Source organism: Nocardia brasiliensis (assembly GCF_042691675.1).
GTDB lineage: Bacteria > Actinomycetota > Actinomycetes > Mycobacteriales > Mycobacteriaceae > Nocardia > Nocardia brasiliensis_D.
This window is the reverse complement of sequence record NZ_CP170507.1, coordinates 7,713,532-7,726,395: the sequence shown is the minus strand read 5'-3', so window position 1 is coordinate 7,726,395 and position 12,864 is coordinate 7,713,532. Positions and strand designations below refer to the sequence as shown.

The window sequence follows — 12,864 nt, the reverse complement described above, 5'->3', positions numbered from 1 at the left end:
GCCATCCGATCGACTCGCAGGAGTAGACCCCTGACGCCCCCGCATGCCCCGTGGACACCCGCCGCGGCCCCGGCGACCGTCGTCGTGCTCGCCTCGGGCACCGGATCCCTGTTGCGCGCGCTGCTCGACGCGGCGAGCGCCGCGGACTTCCCCGCGAAGATCGTCGCGGTCGGCGTCGACCGCACCTGCGCGGCCACCGAGCACGCCGAAGCCGCGGGCGTACCGCATTTCAAGGTGGCGCTGAACGACTTTCCCGATCGCGCCGCCTGGGACACCGCGCTGACCGACGCGGTCGCCGGTTACGCACCTGATCTGGTGGTCTCCGCCGGGTTCATGAAGATCCTCGGCCCGGCCTTCCTCGACCGGTTCGGCGGCCGAATCATCAATACCCATCCCGCGCTGCTGCCCGCCTTCCCGGGCGCGCACGGGGTGCGCGACGCGCTCGCCTACGGCGTGCGGGTCACCGGCTCGACCGTGCACCTGGTCGACGCGGGTGTGGACACCGGGCCGATTCTCGCGCAGGAGGCGGTGCCGGTGCTGCCCGACGACGACGAGGCCAGCCTGCACGAGCGCATCAAAGTTGTCGAACGGCGGTTGCTGGCGCAGGTCGTCGCCGCTGTCGCGACGCGGGGCATTGTTTCCGACGGACGAAAGGCAGTTATCCCAGATGAGCGAGTACTTCGGTGAGTGAGCGCAAGGCGATCAGCAGGGCGCTGGTGAGCGTCTACGACAAGACGGGCCTCATCGAGCTCGCCACCGGCCTGCACGCCGCGGGCGTCGAGCTGGTGTCGACCGGGTCGACCGCGAGCAAGATCGCCGACGCGGGTATCCCGGTGACCAAGGTCGAGGACCTCACCGGCTTCCCGGAGACCCTCGACGGCCGGGTGAAGACGCTGCACCCCCGGGTGCACGCGGGCATCCTCGCGGACTTCCGCAAGCAGGAGCACGTCGACCAGTTGGCCGAGCTGGGTGTCGAAGCCTTTCAGCTGGTGGTGGTGAACCTGTACCCGTTCACCCAAACAGTGGCCAGCGGGGCGAGTCCCGACGAGTGCGTCGAGCAGATCGACATCGGCGGACCGTCGATGGTGCGTGCCGCGGCGAAGAACCATCCTTCGGTCGGCGTGGTCGTCGACAGCGCCGACTACGACGACGTACTCGCCGCCGTGAAGTCCGGTGGCTTCACCCTGGCCGAGCGGACCGCGTTGGCGGCCAAGGCATTCCAGCACACCGCGAGTTATGACGTCGCGGTGGCGAGCTGGTTGACGAACACGCTGGTCCCTGCGGTCGGCGAGAGTGCGACGGCGGGTGCTACCGAGCTGTTCCCGGGCTGGCTCGGCGGAACCTGGGAGCGCGCCGCGGTGCTGCGCTACGGCGAGAACCCGCACCAGGGCGCCGCGTTGTACACCAACAACGACGGCAGCCTCGGGCTGGCGCAGGCACAGCAGTTGCACGGCAAGGAGATGTCGTACAACAACTACACCGATGCCGACGCCGCGTGGCGCGCCGCCTACGACCACACCGCGCCGACGGTGGCGATCATCAAGCACGCCAACCCCTGTGGCATCGCGATCGGCGCCGACATCGCGGCGGCGCACCGCAAGGCGCATGCCTGCGATCCGGTGAGCGCGTTCGGCGGCGTGATCGCGGCCAACCGCGAGGTCACCGTGGAGATGGCCGAGCAGGTCGCGGAGATCTTCACCGAGGTGATCGTGGCTCCCGGCTACGCCGATGGCGCGGTAGAAGTGTTGCAGCGCAAGAAGAACGTGCGCATCCTGATCGCCGAACCGCCACGGCGCGCCGGTGCCGAGCTGCGGCCGATCAGCGGCGGCGCGCTGCTGCAGCAGCGCGACATCCTGGACGCGGTGGGCGACGATCCGGCCAACTGGACACTGGCGGCGGGCGAGGCGGCCGACGCCGAGACCCTCGCCGATCTCGAATTCGCCTGGCGTGCTTGCCGTGCCGTGAAGTCCAACGCGATCCTGCTCGCCCACGACGGCGCCTCGGTTGGCGTCGGCATGGGACAGGTCAACCGGGTGGACGCGGTGCAGTTGGCCGTGCAGCGGGCAGGTGACCGCGCCAAGGGTTCGGTCGCCGCCTCGGACGCGTTCTTCCCGTTCCCGGACGGCCCGCAGCAACTCGTCCAGGCGGGTATCCGGGCCATCGTGCAGCCCGGCGGCTCGGTCCGTGACCAGGAAACCATCGACCTGGCCCGCGAGGCCGGAGTGACGCTGTACCTGACCGGGTCCCGCCACTTCGCGCACTGAGTCACCGATACCCGAACGCCACGCCGGTCCGCAGGCGTGGCGTTTCGGTATCAGTACGCCCCCGCCTATCACCTACTAGCTGTGCGATCCAGCGCCCACCGCAATCAGGCAGCTATCTCGAATTCGCGGCGCTGAGAGACGCTATCGGCGAACCCGCGGCGTAGCGCGGTTCCGGGCTACGCCGCGCTCAGCACCTGCCGGTTGCCCAGTGGTGCCTTCAGCGGCACCTCGAGGGTGCCGAAGACGGCGATCATGGTGCACATCCGGCCCACCGCGTCGGCGCGAGCGCCGGATCGCAGCTCGACGGTGACCGTCGAATCGGTTTCCCGTACGGTGGCGTCGACGCCATAACATTCGGGCGAACCGGTCTGGAAGTTGACCGCGATCCGGTTGTCTGCCAGGCGAGTCCACGAGGTGAACGGGATCGGGTGCGCACCGACAATGGTCGGGTCGGCGGTGAACTGCCTGCCGGTGCTGGGGCCCGAGTCCTCCGTCGGCGTACTCGGCGCGGCACTGGTCGAGGTGATGGTGTTCGGTTGCGCCACACCATCATCCGTACCACCGCACCCCGCCGCGACGAGGCACCCGAGCACAACGGCAACAGCTGCGGCGGCACGCCCGCCCGAGATCCGAGTCATGCCCACAAGCCTAGTGGGCAACACCTCCGGTCATCTCACATCGGAACGGGCCCGGCAATAGGACACACCCCACAGTGAACTTTCGGCGAACCGTGCGCGTAATCCCTACGTAACCAGGGTCAGAGCAGTATCTTCGGCCTAGATGCGTGCCCGAGCACCACGGCGCGTGTCGAAGTCGGATGCTCTTCAGAACCTTCGAAAGGAAGAACCGTGGGCGACACACTGCGCGTTGGCGAAGAACTCGGACTGGGCCAGTCCCTGCAGGGTGGTGCTTACACCCTTACCCTGCAGGACGACGGCAATCTCGTGCTGTCCGAGCCGGACGGAAATGTGGTGTGGTCCACCCTGACTCACAATCAGGGTGTCGAGCGCGCGACCCTGCAGGACGACGGCAACTTCGTGCTGTACAAGGGTGAGGGTTCGGCCTGGTCCACCGAGACCAATGGCAAGGACGCGGATCGGCTGGTCGTGCAGGCGGACCGCAATGTGGTGCTGTACGGCAAGGACGGCAGTGCGCTGTGGGCCTCGGACACCAAGACCGACAACCCGCTGCCGGCCCCGGAGCCGGAGTCGGCCGCCGCGGCGCCCGCCGCCGAAGAGGTTGCGCCCCCGCCGCCTGCCCCCGAGGCGCGCACCTACACGGTCGAGCCGGGCGACACCCTGTGGGCGATCGCGGAGCGCTTCTACGGTGACGGCAACCGCTACCAGGAGATCGCGGACGCCAGCGGCATCCCGAACCCGGACGCGATCAACCCCGGCCAGGTGCTGACCATCCCGTAAATCATTGCGGTGCAAGACAAAACGTGGGGCCCCGGCGCAAGTAGCCGGGGTCCCACGGGTCTATCGGCGCGGCCGGTTCAGTACCGCATGGCATAGGAGACGCGGCGCGCCAGTGACTTCTTGCGCTGCGCCGCTTGGAACCGGTCGTCTTGCTCGAGCACCTTGGTGGCGCTCGCGACCCGATTCTGCGCCTGCGCCATGGCCTGCTCCACCGGCATGACCGTGTCGAGGTCGAACAATTCGATGATCCGGGTGACCCGGTCGTATACCGAGCCGCCGACGATCTCGTAGGGCAGCCCGAGCTCTTTGACCACGGCGATCAAACTCTCGTCGGACAGCTTTCGGAACGGCTCCGAGACCGGGCGATGCCCGTCGGTCTTCATCGGGAATTCGACGGGCAGGTGCACGAACGCGTCGTAGAGGTAGCGGGCCCGGTCTTTGACGATGTCGCCGAAAATGTCCACGTATTCCCGTAGCGGCTGCTTGCGTCCGAGGCCCGCCACCGACTTCACCGCCCGCAATGCCCACGAGGCGCCAGGATTGATGCCGACCGCCATCCGAGCGGTGCCGTACACCCATTCGTGCACCACCGATCCGTCGGAAATGAAAGAGCCGTCCCGTGATTCGTTGTGTACCCGCTCCTCGAACCGGCGCAGCCCGAGCTGCAGCAGCTCGATCGAGTTCAGCTCCATGACCGTCTTGCCCGGCACCAGGTCGACCAGCAGTTCGCGGGACGTCAGCGCATGGGTGCGCGGGATACCCGTGGCGATCGACAACGCCTCGGTGGCTGTGCTCTTGCCTACGCCGTAGGTGCCGGAGATGGCCAGCTTGATGTGCTCACGTCGTTGTCCGCCGATCAGGTACACGGGCCCGTCTCCTATCGCTCTTTGCGTAACTGCACGGCCGCGCGCCCAGTGTCGGGCAGCCGGAGCGGGCGGGTGATGTTGTCGTCCTCGGCGGGCACGCCGGGCGTTGCCAAGGCCGCCTCGTTCAGGTCGCCGCGCCGCAGGGTGGCGAAGGCGATCAGTCCCGAGATCGCGGCGAGGACGGCGGCGAGCAGCATCGCCTGATGGAGTCCGTCGAGGAAGGCCGCTTCCGCGGCCGCCCGGACCGGCCCGGTGCTCGCCACGTGCGCGCCGCCACCCGCGGCGATCACGTCGGATATCTCGGAGACCTTGTCGCCCAGCATGGTTCGGGCCGCTTCCGACTCGGCGAAGGCATCGCCGACCCGGTTCTGGAAGAACGCGCCGATGGCCGCGATGCCGATCGCGAGGCCCGCCTGCTGGAAGGTCTCGTTGACTCCGGAGGCCATGCCCGCCTTGTCGGGAATGGTCACGGCGATCGACAGCGCGGCCCGTGGCGGATTGAACATGCCCATGCCGAGCCCGATCAAGACCATGGCGGGGATGAGGGCGGTCCAGCCGGAGTCCACGTCTACCAGGCAGACCGCGGCCAGGCCCGCGGCGATCAACAGCTGCGAGGTGCCGACCAGCACGGCGGGCGCCAATCGGGTGACCAACCCGCCCGCGATGGCGGCCGCGACGAACAGCAGCAATGTCAAGGGCAGGAAGCGGATTCCGCTGGCCAGCGCCGAGTAGCCGAGTTGGTTCTGAACGTAGGAGATGAGCAGGAACAGTGCGGGCATGACGGTGAACGCGCACAGTGCGGTAACCACCGACAGACCGCCGAAAGTATTGTTGCGGAACAGATTCAGGTCGAACATCGCGCGGCTGCGCCGGGTGACCTGGGACCGGGCACACCAGGCCAGCAGGAGCACCGCCACCAGGAAACAAAGGATGATTCTGGCGCTTGCCCAGCCGTCCTCCTGGCCCCGCAGCAGCGCGAGAACCAGGAAGAACAGCCCGGCCGAGAAGGTGATCATGCCCGGCCAGTCCACCGGTGGTGTTGTGTAGCTGCGAGATTCGCGCATCTTCAGCACACCCAGCACGAGCGCGCCGATGGCGAGCGGCACGTTGATCAGGAAGATCCACCGCCAACCGGCCGTTTCGGTGAGACCGCCGCCGATCAGCGGGCCGAAGGCGATCGCGAGACCGGTCACCGCACCGAACACGCCGAAGGCCACGCCGCGGTCCTTGCCCCGGAACTCGTGGCCGAGCAGCGCCGGACCGACCGCGAAAAGGATTGCGCCGCCGAGCCCTTGGACGAGCCGGGCCACGATGAGTACGAAGACGTTCGGCGCCAGCCCGCAGGCGAGGGAGGACAGCGCGAAGATGATCATCCCCGCGTTGAAGACGGTGCGCCGCCCGATGCGGTCCGCCAGGGAACCCGCGGCCAGCAGGATCGCGGCGAGGCCGAGCGCGTAGGAGTCGAGAATCCACTGTAGTGAGGAGAACGAGGAGTCGAAGGCCGCACGGATATCGGGGAGGGCCACGTTCACCACGGTCAGGTCGAGCATCAGCATGAAGGTGGCCACGGCCACCGCGACCAAGGTCCAGATCGCGGTGTCCGATCGCTGGTGCGTGGTGTCGGTCGGTCCGATGGCCATGTGCGAGTTGTCCTCTGTTCAGGCGGCTTTCGACGCGAACGCGACGGCCTTGTCCGCTGGTACGAGTTCGGGGAGACGATACAGTCGCGTCACGTGGGTGATCACATCCTCGAGCGGTCCACCGAACACGAAGTAGGGGATGGTCGATGCGTGCAGGGTCTCGAGCAGGATGCGTTCGGTCAGTGTGCGCTGCTCGGCATCGTCGCCGATGAGCGTCTCCGGGTCTATCCGGAGGTGAACAAACGCATCGTAGGAGATGTCGGCGCGGCGGGCGACGATTCCCGCGTGTGCGGTCAGAAAACCGTTCTCGAAGAGGCGATTCGGAATATCGAACGGGTTCGTCAGCCAGCTGAGCAACCCGCGGCTGCGGCGAATGGTTTCGGCCACCGCCCACTCGTTCAGCACCGATCCGTCGGAGACGAAGCCGGATTCGGCTCTCGCCTCGGCGTCCACCCGCCGTTCGAACATGCGCACCGGCAGTTCGACGGTCCGTGCCAATCGCCGCTGACCAACCGTCACCGACGATTCCGGCGACAGCCCGGTGTGTGGGAGCCCTGTCGCGAGCGACAGCGCGGTGGCCAGCGTGGTCTTACCGGTGCGTGGCGCACCGGTGATCGCCAGCCGCACAGCGGGTAGCTCCGTCCGGACCTGGGTTGGTGCCGGACGGTCGAGCGTGTCGGTGATCATTCCGGTAGCTGGTGGGCGAGCAGGCAGGAGCCGGTCACACCGTTGAAGGCCTTGATCTGGATATCGGCACTGCGCCAGCGACTCCCGCCGCGATCGATGATCGAGGCGCGCCGGAGTTCGAGGATGCCTTCGAAGGAATCGTCGATCGGGCGGTGCGGTCCGGCGGTGACGAACTCGAGCTTGCGCATCCACAGGGTGTTGCTGTTCGTCCGATCCAGCGAATCCAAGTGGTAGAGCAGGATTTGCGAGGACTGGGCCGCGCCGACCACGGAATCGATGGGCGAGGACGAATCCGAGTACGCGGACTCCGCGCCGGAGTATCCGCCGACGGTGCCCGGAGTGATTCGGTGCTGCCCGGTGATCCGGCCGCCGCTCTCGTCCACCGTGAGCTCGGTCGCGGTCAACGTGTGGTCTACCAGGCCGTTGAGGTAGTAATGCGGTGCGGGGCCGAAGATTTCGGCGATGCTGCCGAAACGTTCGATCCCTGGCTCGGACCGCGGACCGCAGCCCGGCGGGTGCACGATGGCGAGCGTGCCGTTGAGCGGTCCGACCTGAAACTTGAAACTGGTCTCGATCTCCGCTTCGCAGGTGTCGGCGGTATCGGAGGTGCCGATCACGGTCGCCGCCACGGGGACGTTCGCCAGGTCCTCGTGTGGTTTGGCGCCCGCTCGCACCGTGGCATGGCGCACCCACGACCGCCCGGACTCCGCGGGAGTCAATGCGCGCGTCCGTGCGACCGCGGCGTCGCACAGCGCCACGGCGAGCATGATGGTATCCACGCTGCTCACGTGGGGTACCAGTTCACTGTTCTTCTTGGTGGACCAGCCTGCCGGATAACTCAGGATGGCGCGTCCGGTGTGCTGGGCGCCGATGGAACTCGACCGGCTGAGTGAGAGCTCGGTGAAGTCCCTACCGACATTCTTGTAGCCGTCTCCGAAATATCGGATGGCGTGCGGGCCGAGTGGTTCGTCGTAACTGGAGAATGACTGTTTCATACTGGGGCACCGCACTTTCGAACACAGATCGAACAGATGACACAGAAGGGGGTCAGGCAACCTTCGGAAGGCCGAATACCTGACCCGCGTATGAGAGCCCGGCACCGAAGGACACTTGCAACGCAAGCTGTCCGGGCTTTGCCCGCGCGGAATTCACCAGGTCGTCGATCGCCAGCGGGAGGGCCGCGGCGGACGTGTTACCCGACCGGCGGACGTCGTCGGCGATCGCGACGGACTGGTTCTCCCAACCGATTTCGCGCACGACGCTGTCGATGATCCGCTGGTTCGCCTGGTGCGGGATGAAGACCTCCACCTCGGACAGCGCGATCTCACCCGCCTCGGCGATCCGGCGCACCAGGCTCGGTACCGTCGCGGTGGCCCAGCGGAAGACAGCGGTGCCGTCCATCCGTAGCGAGGGGGCGACCAGGGTGGGATCAGCGCGGAATTCTTCCCAGGTGGGCTCTTGCCGGATCAGCTCGGCATGCTCGCCCGCGCTGCCCCAGACCGTGCGTCGAATGTGTCCTGAATCGACCCGTGTCACAATTGCGGCGCCTGCGCCATCACCGAAAATGGGGGCGACCGACGGTTCTTCGAGGTCAATATTATTGCTGAGCTTTTCGGAACCGATTACCAATATCGTGTCGGCTTGCCCGGCGTTGATGAGGGCGGCCGCTTGGCCGATTCCGTGGGCATACCCGGAGCAACCCGCCGATATATCGAACGCGGCCGGGTGACGGCAGCCTAATTGCGCGGCGACCGCAGGGGCGCAGGCCGGTGTCTGAGTGAGCTGTGTCGAGGTCGCGAGAATCACCATATCGACCAGTTCAGCGCGCATTTCGGCGGCACTGAGAGCGGCGTCCGCCGCCCGTGTCGCCATGGTCGTGACGGTCTCGTGCGGGCCCGCGAAACGACGCTCGGTAATCCCCGTCCGCCGAATTATCCACTCATCGTTTACATTCAGTCCAGGAGCCAGTTCGGCGTTGGACACAATTCGATCGGGTCGGTAGACGCCGATCATTGATATGCCGGCCTGTAAAGTCATGTCGCGACTCCTCAACTCACCCGGCGGCGGCCTTTTTATCAGTCTGTTATCAGTTAGATAATCTAACATCCGGCGATGGGACAGGGTGTTAGAACATTTTGCTATAACACCAGACCCGCCCGTTGGTGTGACGGATATCACACCAAATGGGGAGTGTCGTTCAGAATCCACTGTGCGGCAACCTGTTCCGTGTACCGGCAGGTACCTGATCTCGACATCGGGTGCGCCCCGTCCTCCGTCCTGCTCGGCCGGGCGTGCGCGGGCGCGGCGGATTCCTTTGGTGCAGAATGACGTCCATGCGCATCGTTGTGGCCGGATCCTCTGGATTCCTCGGCAAGCACCTGGTCACCGAACTGAGCAATCGCGGCCACGACATCATTCGGCTGGTCCGGCGCGACGCGGCGGCCGCTGATGAAATCACCTGGGATCCTTATGGTCCCGCCTTCGCCGCAGACCTCCTCGCGGGGGCCGACGCGGTGATAAATCTGTGCGGTGCCGCGGTCGCGGGCAAACGCTGGACACCGTCCTATAAGGAAGAACTGCGGACCAGCCGGATCGTGCCCACCCGCGTGCTGGCCGAGGCGGTTGCCGCCGCGGGGGTTCCGGTGCTGCTCAACGCCTCGGCGGCGGGTTGGTACGGCGACACCGGCGATCAAGACGTCGACGAATCCGCACCGGCCGCAACGGACTTCCTCGGCACCATGTGCCGGGAATGGGAGGCGGCCACCGCGGTGGCGGCCGCGGCGGGTGCGCGGGTCGTGTTGCTACGCACCTCGAATGTGCTCGCCGCGGATGCCGAGATCGTCACCAGGTTGAAGCCGATCTTCACACTCGGTCTCGGCGGCCGATTCGGCACGGGCCGACAGTACCTGCCGTGGATCTCGCTGCTCGACTGGACCGCCGCGGTGGCGTCGCTGTTGACCGGCTCGACCACGGGCCCGGTCAACCTGGTGGCCCCGGAGGCCGTCACCAACGCGGAATTCGCGAAAACGTTCGCGGCCGCGCTGCACCGCCCGGCCGCATTAGTGCTGCCCGGCGCGGTATTGAAGCTCGTCGGCGGCGAGGCGGGGGCCGAGCTGCTGCACGGCCACAAGATGCGGCCGAAGGTCTTGGAAGCAAACGGTTTCGAGTTCACCCACCCCACCCTGCAACGTGCCATGGAGTGGTCGTTCCCCGGCAAGTAGCCCCTGGACGCGAGGAGGCCCGCGATGCATCGCATCGAGGGCCTCGTCGTCTGCTGTGCCGCGCTCGGAGCTACCGGCTGGTGAAGGGCAGCAGCGCCATCTCGCGGGCGTTCTTCACCGCGACGGCAACCTGACGCTGCTGTTGCGGGGTGAGCCCGGTGACCCGGCGGCTGCGAATCTTGCCGCGATCGGAGATGAACGTGCGCAGCAGATTCACGTCCTTGTAGTCGACCTTCTCGATGCCCGCGGCAATGAGCGGGTTCTTCTTCGGACGGCGGGCCTGCTCGGCGCGAACCTTCTTCGACGGTGCTCGCTTGACTGCCATATACGGGATCCTTCGTACGAGAACAGTGGTTGTCTACCAGCTCGATTTGCGCACACCGGGCAACTCGCCCCGGTGGGCCATCTCGCGTACACGCACACGGGAAAGTCCGAACTTCCGGAGATGACCGCGCGGTCGTCCGTCAGCGGCGTCCCGATTGCGCAATCGTACCGGACTGGCATCGCGCGGCTGTCGCCGCAGCTCAGCGAGGGCATCGGCGCGCGCGGTGTCCGATGTGCCCGGCTTGCGGATGAGCTCCTTCAGCTCGGCCCGGCGCGCGGCGTAGCGCTCGACGACGGCTCGGCGTTGCTCGTTGCGGGCGATCTTCGACTTCTTCGCCATCTCAGCGCTCCTCGCGAAAATCGACGTGCTTGCGGACCATCGGGTCGTACTTGCGCAGCACCATCCGGTCGGGATCGTTGCGCCGGTTCTTTCTGGTCACATACGTGTATCCGGTACCCGCGGTGGACTTCAGTTTGACGATCGGCCGCAGCTCGGTCGACTTGGACGCCATGAATTTCTCCTCGTCAGATCTTGTCGCCCCGGGCCCGGATCCGAGCCACCACGGCCTCGATCCCGTCCCGGTCGATGGTCTTGATGCCCTTGGCCGAGACGGTCAGCGTGACGCGCCGGCCCTCGCTGGGCAGGTAGTAGGTCTTGCGCTGGACGTTGGGATTCCAGCGACGGCTCGTCCGCGTGTGCGAGTGCGACACGGACTTGCCGAACCCGGGTTTGCGCCCGGTGACCTGGCAGTGGGCCGACATACGGGCTCCCTCCGGTAGATGACAATCATTTTCGACAACGATTGATCGACAATGTACCGTTGCTGTGACGCAAATGAAAATCGTTATCGAAAGGGGTGCTGTCCGTGCTTCCACCTGAGGCCGACCGGAGAACACCCGTCGTGGTACTCGCGGGCTTCGCCGGGCTCGCCGCGGCGGGCATGGACCACGCGGCCACAGCGCTGTGCAACGACGCCCCTGGCACCGTCGTCGTTCACCATGATCTGGGCCAGCTGCGCGAGGGCATCGTGCATCGCACGGTGCGCAGCGCGACCTATGAGACGTCGGACGTGCTCGAACTCGCGCACGGCTGTGTCTCCTGCACGCTGCGCATCGACCTGCTGCCGCTGCTGCGCACACTCGCCGCGCGGGACTCCGTCGACCGTATCGTGCTGGCGCTGGATCCCGCCTTCGAGGCCGAGGCGGTCTGCCACGCCATCGAACATGTGGTGGTCGAGGGCATCCTGGGCCGGGTCGACGGCCCGGCCGGGCGCGACGTGCGCATCGAGGCCGTGCTCACCTTCCTGGACGCGGCTGCCTGGCTCGCCGACGCCACCGGCGAGGAGACGCTGGCCGAGCGTGGCCTGGCCCGCGCCGACGACGAGCGCACGGTGGCTCAGCTGGCCGTCGGTCAGGTCGAATTCGCCGACGCGGTAATGGCCTTGGGCCCGGCCGAGCCCGGAGCCGAGACCGATCGCGGCAAGCTGGCGGCCGTGCTGACCCGGCTCGTCCCCGACGCGCCCGTGGCCTGGGTGGACGAGCCGCACACGATCACCGCCGACCGGGTCGAGGCACTGCTCGCCCTGGTGCCTGCGCACGCCCGGCGCGGCCGGGTGTTCGACGCGCACGCACCGCTGCTGCGCGGACAGCCACCGCTCACCAGCGACTACGGCGTCACACTTCTCGAATTCGCCGCGAGTAGGCCGTTCCACCCCGGCCGCCTGCACGAGGCGCTCGACGTGCTCTTCGACGGCGTGGTGACCGCGCGCGGCCGCATGTGGCTGGCCACCCAGCCCGACGAGGTGGCCTGGCTGGAGTCCGCGGGCGGTGGCCTGCGCGTCGGCAGCGCGGGCCGCTGGCTGGCCGCGATGTCGGAAGCCGAACTCGCTCAGGCGGATCCGGACCGGCGGGCGATGGCCGCGCTGCGCTGGGACGACCAGTTCGGCGACCGGGACATCTCACTGGTGATCCTGGTGCACGACGCCGACCCCACCGAGATCCGCGAGGCGCTGCACTGGGCGCTGGTGGAGGACGACGAGCTGCGGCTGGTCGAGCGGGCACCCGAGCGGGTCGCCCAGTGGGAGGACCCGTTCGGCAGCTGGCACGCCGACCCGTGTGAGACCGCCGAAGCCACGAACCTGCCGATCGAAGACGTGAAAGGCCCGAGAGGAGAAGCGAAATGAAATCAGGGATTCATCCGGACTACCACCCGGTGGTATTCGAGGACGCCGGCACCGGCAAGCAGTTCCTCACCCGGTCGACCGCGACCAGCACCCGCACCGTGCAGTGGTCGGACGGCAATACATACCCGCTGCTGACCGTCGACGTGACCGCCGACTCGCATCCGTTCTGGACCGGCGCGCAGCGCGTGTTGGACAGCCAGGGCCGGGTGGAGAAGTTCGAGCGCAAGTACGGCAAGCGCACGCGCCGCGGGGAGGTCTGAG

At 67.2% G+C, this 12,864-nt stretch carries 16 protein-coding genes; 6 read left to right on the top strand and 10 right to left on the bottom strand.

Translation table 11 applies throughout. The features are described 5' to 3' along the window. The first annotated feature begins 30 nt into the window (after nt 1-30). Together purN and purH are read left to right on the top strand one after the other, a co-directional pair. Nucleotides 31-687 carry a phosphoribosylglycinamide formyltransferase gene (gene purN, locus ACFK0J_RS35670; RefSeq protein WP_378743258.1) on the top strand — a complete coding sequence of 219 codons (657 nt, stop codon included), beginning with the start codon at nt 31-33 and terminating at the stop codon, nt 685-687. Continuing rightward, a complete protein-coding gene (purH, locus tag ACFK0J_RS35665) occupies nt 684-2,264 on the top strand; it encodes a bifunctional phosphoribosylaminoimidazolecarboxamide formyltransferase/IMP cyclohydrolase (RefSeq protein WP_378734100.1) in 1,581 nt (526 codons plus the stop codon). The genes purN and purH overlap by 4 nt, the downstream gene beginning before the upstream one ends. A 176-nt stretch (nt 2,265-2,440) precedes the next feature. On the opposite strand, the gene ACFK0J_RS35660 is transcribed toward purH, so the two are convergent. Further along, nucleotides 2,441-2,902 carry a hypothetical protein gene (locus ACFK0J_RS35660; RefSeq protein WP_378734099.1) on the bottom strand — a complete coding sequence of 154 codons (462 nt, stop codon included), beginning with the start codon at nt 2,900-2,902 and terminating at the stop codon, nt 2,441-2,443. A 210-nt stretch (nt 2,903-3,112) separates the two neighbouring features. On the opposite strand from ACFK0J_RS35660, the gene ACFK0J_RS35655 reads away from it, so the two are divergent. After that, entirely contained in the window at nt 3,113-3,682 is a 570-nt protein-coding gene (locus ACFK0J_RS35655; protein WP_378734098.1) for a LysM peptidoglycan-binding domain-containing protein, read from the top strand. Between the two features lie 77 nt (nt 3,683-3,759). Here ACFK0J_RS35655 and ACFK0J_RS35650 read toward each other — a convergent pair whose 3' ends face one another. Genes ACFK0J_RS35650 through ACFK0J_RS35630 form a run of 5 tightly spaced genes read right to left on the bottom strand, consistent with a single transcriptional unit; the run spans nt 3,760 to nt 8,981 of the window. Next, on the bottom strand, nt 3,760-4,548 hold the full coding sequence (locus ACFK0J_RS35650) for an AAA family ATPase (RefSeq protein ID WP_378734097.1): 789 nt from the start codon (nt 4,546-4,548) through the stop codon (nt 3,760-3,762). An 11-nt stretch (nt 4,549-4,559) separates the two neighbouring features. After that, nucleotides 4,560-6,188: an MFS transporter gene (locus ACFK0J_RS35645; protein ID WP_378734096.1), complete on the bottom strand. Its 1,629-nt coding sequence runs from the start codon at nt 6,186-6,188 to the stop codon at nt 4,560-4,562. 18 nt (nt 6,189-6,206) lie between these two features. Continuing rightward, the gene (locus ACFK0J_RS35640; protein WP_378734095.1) at nt 6,207-6,875 is read right to left on the bottom strand and encodes a hypothetical protein; all 669 of its coding nucleotides are present in this window, start codon (nt 6,873-6,875) and stop codon (nt 6,207-6,209) included. Continuing rightward, nucleotides 6,872-7,870, bottom strand: coding sequence for an AvrD family protein (locus ACFK0J_RS35635; protein WP_378734094.1), 999 nt, complete (start codon nt 7,868-7,870; stop codon nt 6,872-6,874). Before ACFK0J_RS35635 ends, ACFK0J_RS35640 begins: the two co-directional genes overlap by 4 nt. A gap of 52 nt (nt 7,871-7,922) precedes the next feature. Further along, nucleotides 7,923-8,981: a beta-ketoacyl-ACP synthase 3 gene (locus ACFK0J_RS35630; RefSeq protein ID WP_378734093.1), complete on the bottom strand. Its 1,059-nt coding sequence runs from the start codon at nt 8,979-8,981 to the stop codon at nt 7,923-7,925. 227 nt (nt 8,982-9,208) lie between these two features. Here ACFK0J_RS35630 and ACFK0J_RS35625 point away from each other — a divergent pair, with 227 nt between their 5' ends. Continuing rightward, the gene (locus ACFK0J_RS35625) at nt 9,209-10,096 is read left to right on the top strand and encodes a TIGR01777 family oxidoreductase (protein ID WP_378734092.1); all 888 of its coding nucleotides are present in this window, start codon (nt 9,209-9,211) and stop codon (nt 10,094-10,096) included. A 70-nt stretch (nt 10,097-10,166) separates the two neighbouring features. Here ACFK0J_RS35625 and rpsR read toward each other — a convergent pair whose 3' ends face one another. From rpsR to rpmB, 4 genes are read right to left on the bottom strand one after another with little or no spacing between them, the layout of a single operon-like run. Then, nucleotides 10,167-10,421, bottom strand: coding sequence for a 30S ribosomal protein S18 (gene rpsR / locus ACFK0J_RS35620; protein WP_040738992.1), 255 nt, complete (start codon nt 10,419-10,421; stop codon nt 10,167-10,169). A 33-nt stretch (nt 10,422-10,454) separates the two neighbouring features. After that, nucleotides 10,455-10,760 carry a 30S ribosomal protein S14 gene (gene rpsN / locus ACFK0J_RS35615; RefSeq protein ID WP_218471726.1) on the bottom strand — a complete coding sequence of 102 codons (306 nt, stop codon included), beginning with the start codon at nt 10,758-10,760 and terminating at the stop codon, nt 10,455-10,457. Nucleotide 10,761: 1 nt separating this feature from the next. Beyond that, the gene (gene rpmG, locus ACFK0J_RS35610; RefSeq protein ID WP_378734091.1) at nt 10,762-10,932 is read right to left on the bottom strand and encodes a 50S ribosomal protein L33; all 171 of its coding nucleotides are present in this window, start codon (nt 10,930-10,932) and stop codon (nt 10,762-10,764) included. Between the two features lie 13 nt (nt 10,933-10,945). Next, a complete protein-coding gene (gene rpmB / locus ACFK0J_RS35605; RefSeq protein WP_378734089.1) occupies nt 10,946-11,182 on the bottom strand; it encodes a 50S ribosomal protein L28 in 237 nt (78 codons plus the stop codon). Between the two features lie 95 nt (nt 11,183-11,277). On the opposite strand from rpmB, the gene mrf reads away from it, so the two are divergent. Further along, the gene (gene mrf, locus ACFK0J_RS35600; protein WP_378734088.1) at nt 11,278-12,603 is read left to right on the top strand and encodes a ribosome hibernation factor-recruiting GTPase MRF; all 1,326 of its coding nucleotides are present in this window, start codon (nt 11,278-11,280) and stop codon (nt 12,601-12,603) included. Next, entirely contained in the window at nt 12,600-12,863 is a 264-nt protein-coding gene (locus ACFK0J_RS35595) for a type B 50S ribosomal protein L31 (protein ID WP_378734087.1), read from the top strand. The genes mrf and ACFK0J_RS35595 overlap by 4 nt, the downstream gene beginning before the upstream one ends. Nucleotide 12,864 lies beyond the last annotated feature (1 nt).

Coding starts and splice junctions, on each gene's coding strand:
- rpsN (WP_218471726.1), bottom strand. CDS start 10,760: ATGGCGAAGAAGTCGAAGATCGCCCGCAACGAGCAACGCCGAGCCGTC.
- ACFK0J_RS35635 (WP_378734094.1), bottom strand. CDS start 7,870: ATGAAACAGTCATTCTCCAGTTACGACGAACCACTCGGCCCGCACGCC.
- ACFK0J_RS35645 (WP_378734096.1), bottom strand. CDS start 6,188: ATGGCCATCGGACCGACCGACACCACGCACCAGCGATCGGACACCGCG.
- ACFK0J_RS35630 (WP_378734093.1), bottom strand. CDS start 8,981: ATGTTAGATTATCTAACTGATAACAGACTGATAAAAAGGCCGCCGCCG.
- ACFK0J_RS35625 (WP_378734092.1), top strand. CDS start 9,209: ATGCGCATCGTTGTGGCCGGATCCTCTGGATTCCTCGGCAAGCACCTG.
- rpmB (WP_378734089.1), bottom strand. CDS start 11,182: ATGTCGGCCCACTGCCAGGTCACCGGGCGCAAACCCGGGTTCGGCAAG.
- ACFK0J_RS35660 (WP_378734099.1), bottom strand. CDS start 2,902: ATGACTCGGATCTCGGGCGGGCGTGCCGCCGCAGCTGTTGCCGTTGTG.
- rpmG (WP_378734091.1), bottom strand. CDS start 10,932: ATGGCGTCCAAGTCGACCGAGCTGCGGCCGATCGTCAAACTGAAGTCC.
- ACFK0J_RS35595 (WP_378734087.1), top strand. CDS start 12,600: ATGAAATCAGGGATTCATCCGGACTACCACCCGGTGGTATTCGAGGAC.
- rpsR (WP_040738992.1), bottom strand. CDS start 10,421: ATGGCAGTCAAGCGAGCACCGTCGAAGAAGGTTCGCGCCGAGCAGGCC.
- ACFK0J_RS35640 (WP_378734095.1), bottom strand. CDS start 6,875: ATGATCACCGACACGCTCGACCGTCCGGCACCAACCCAGGTCCGGACG.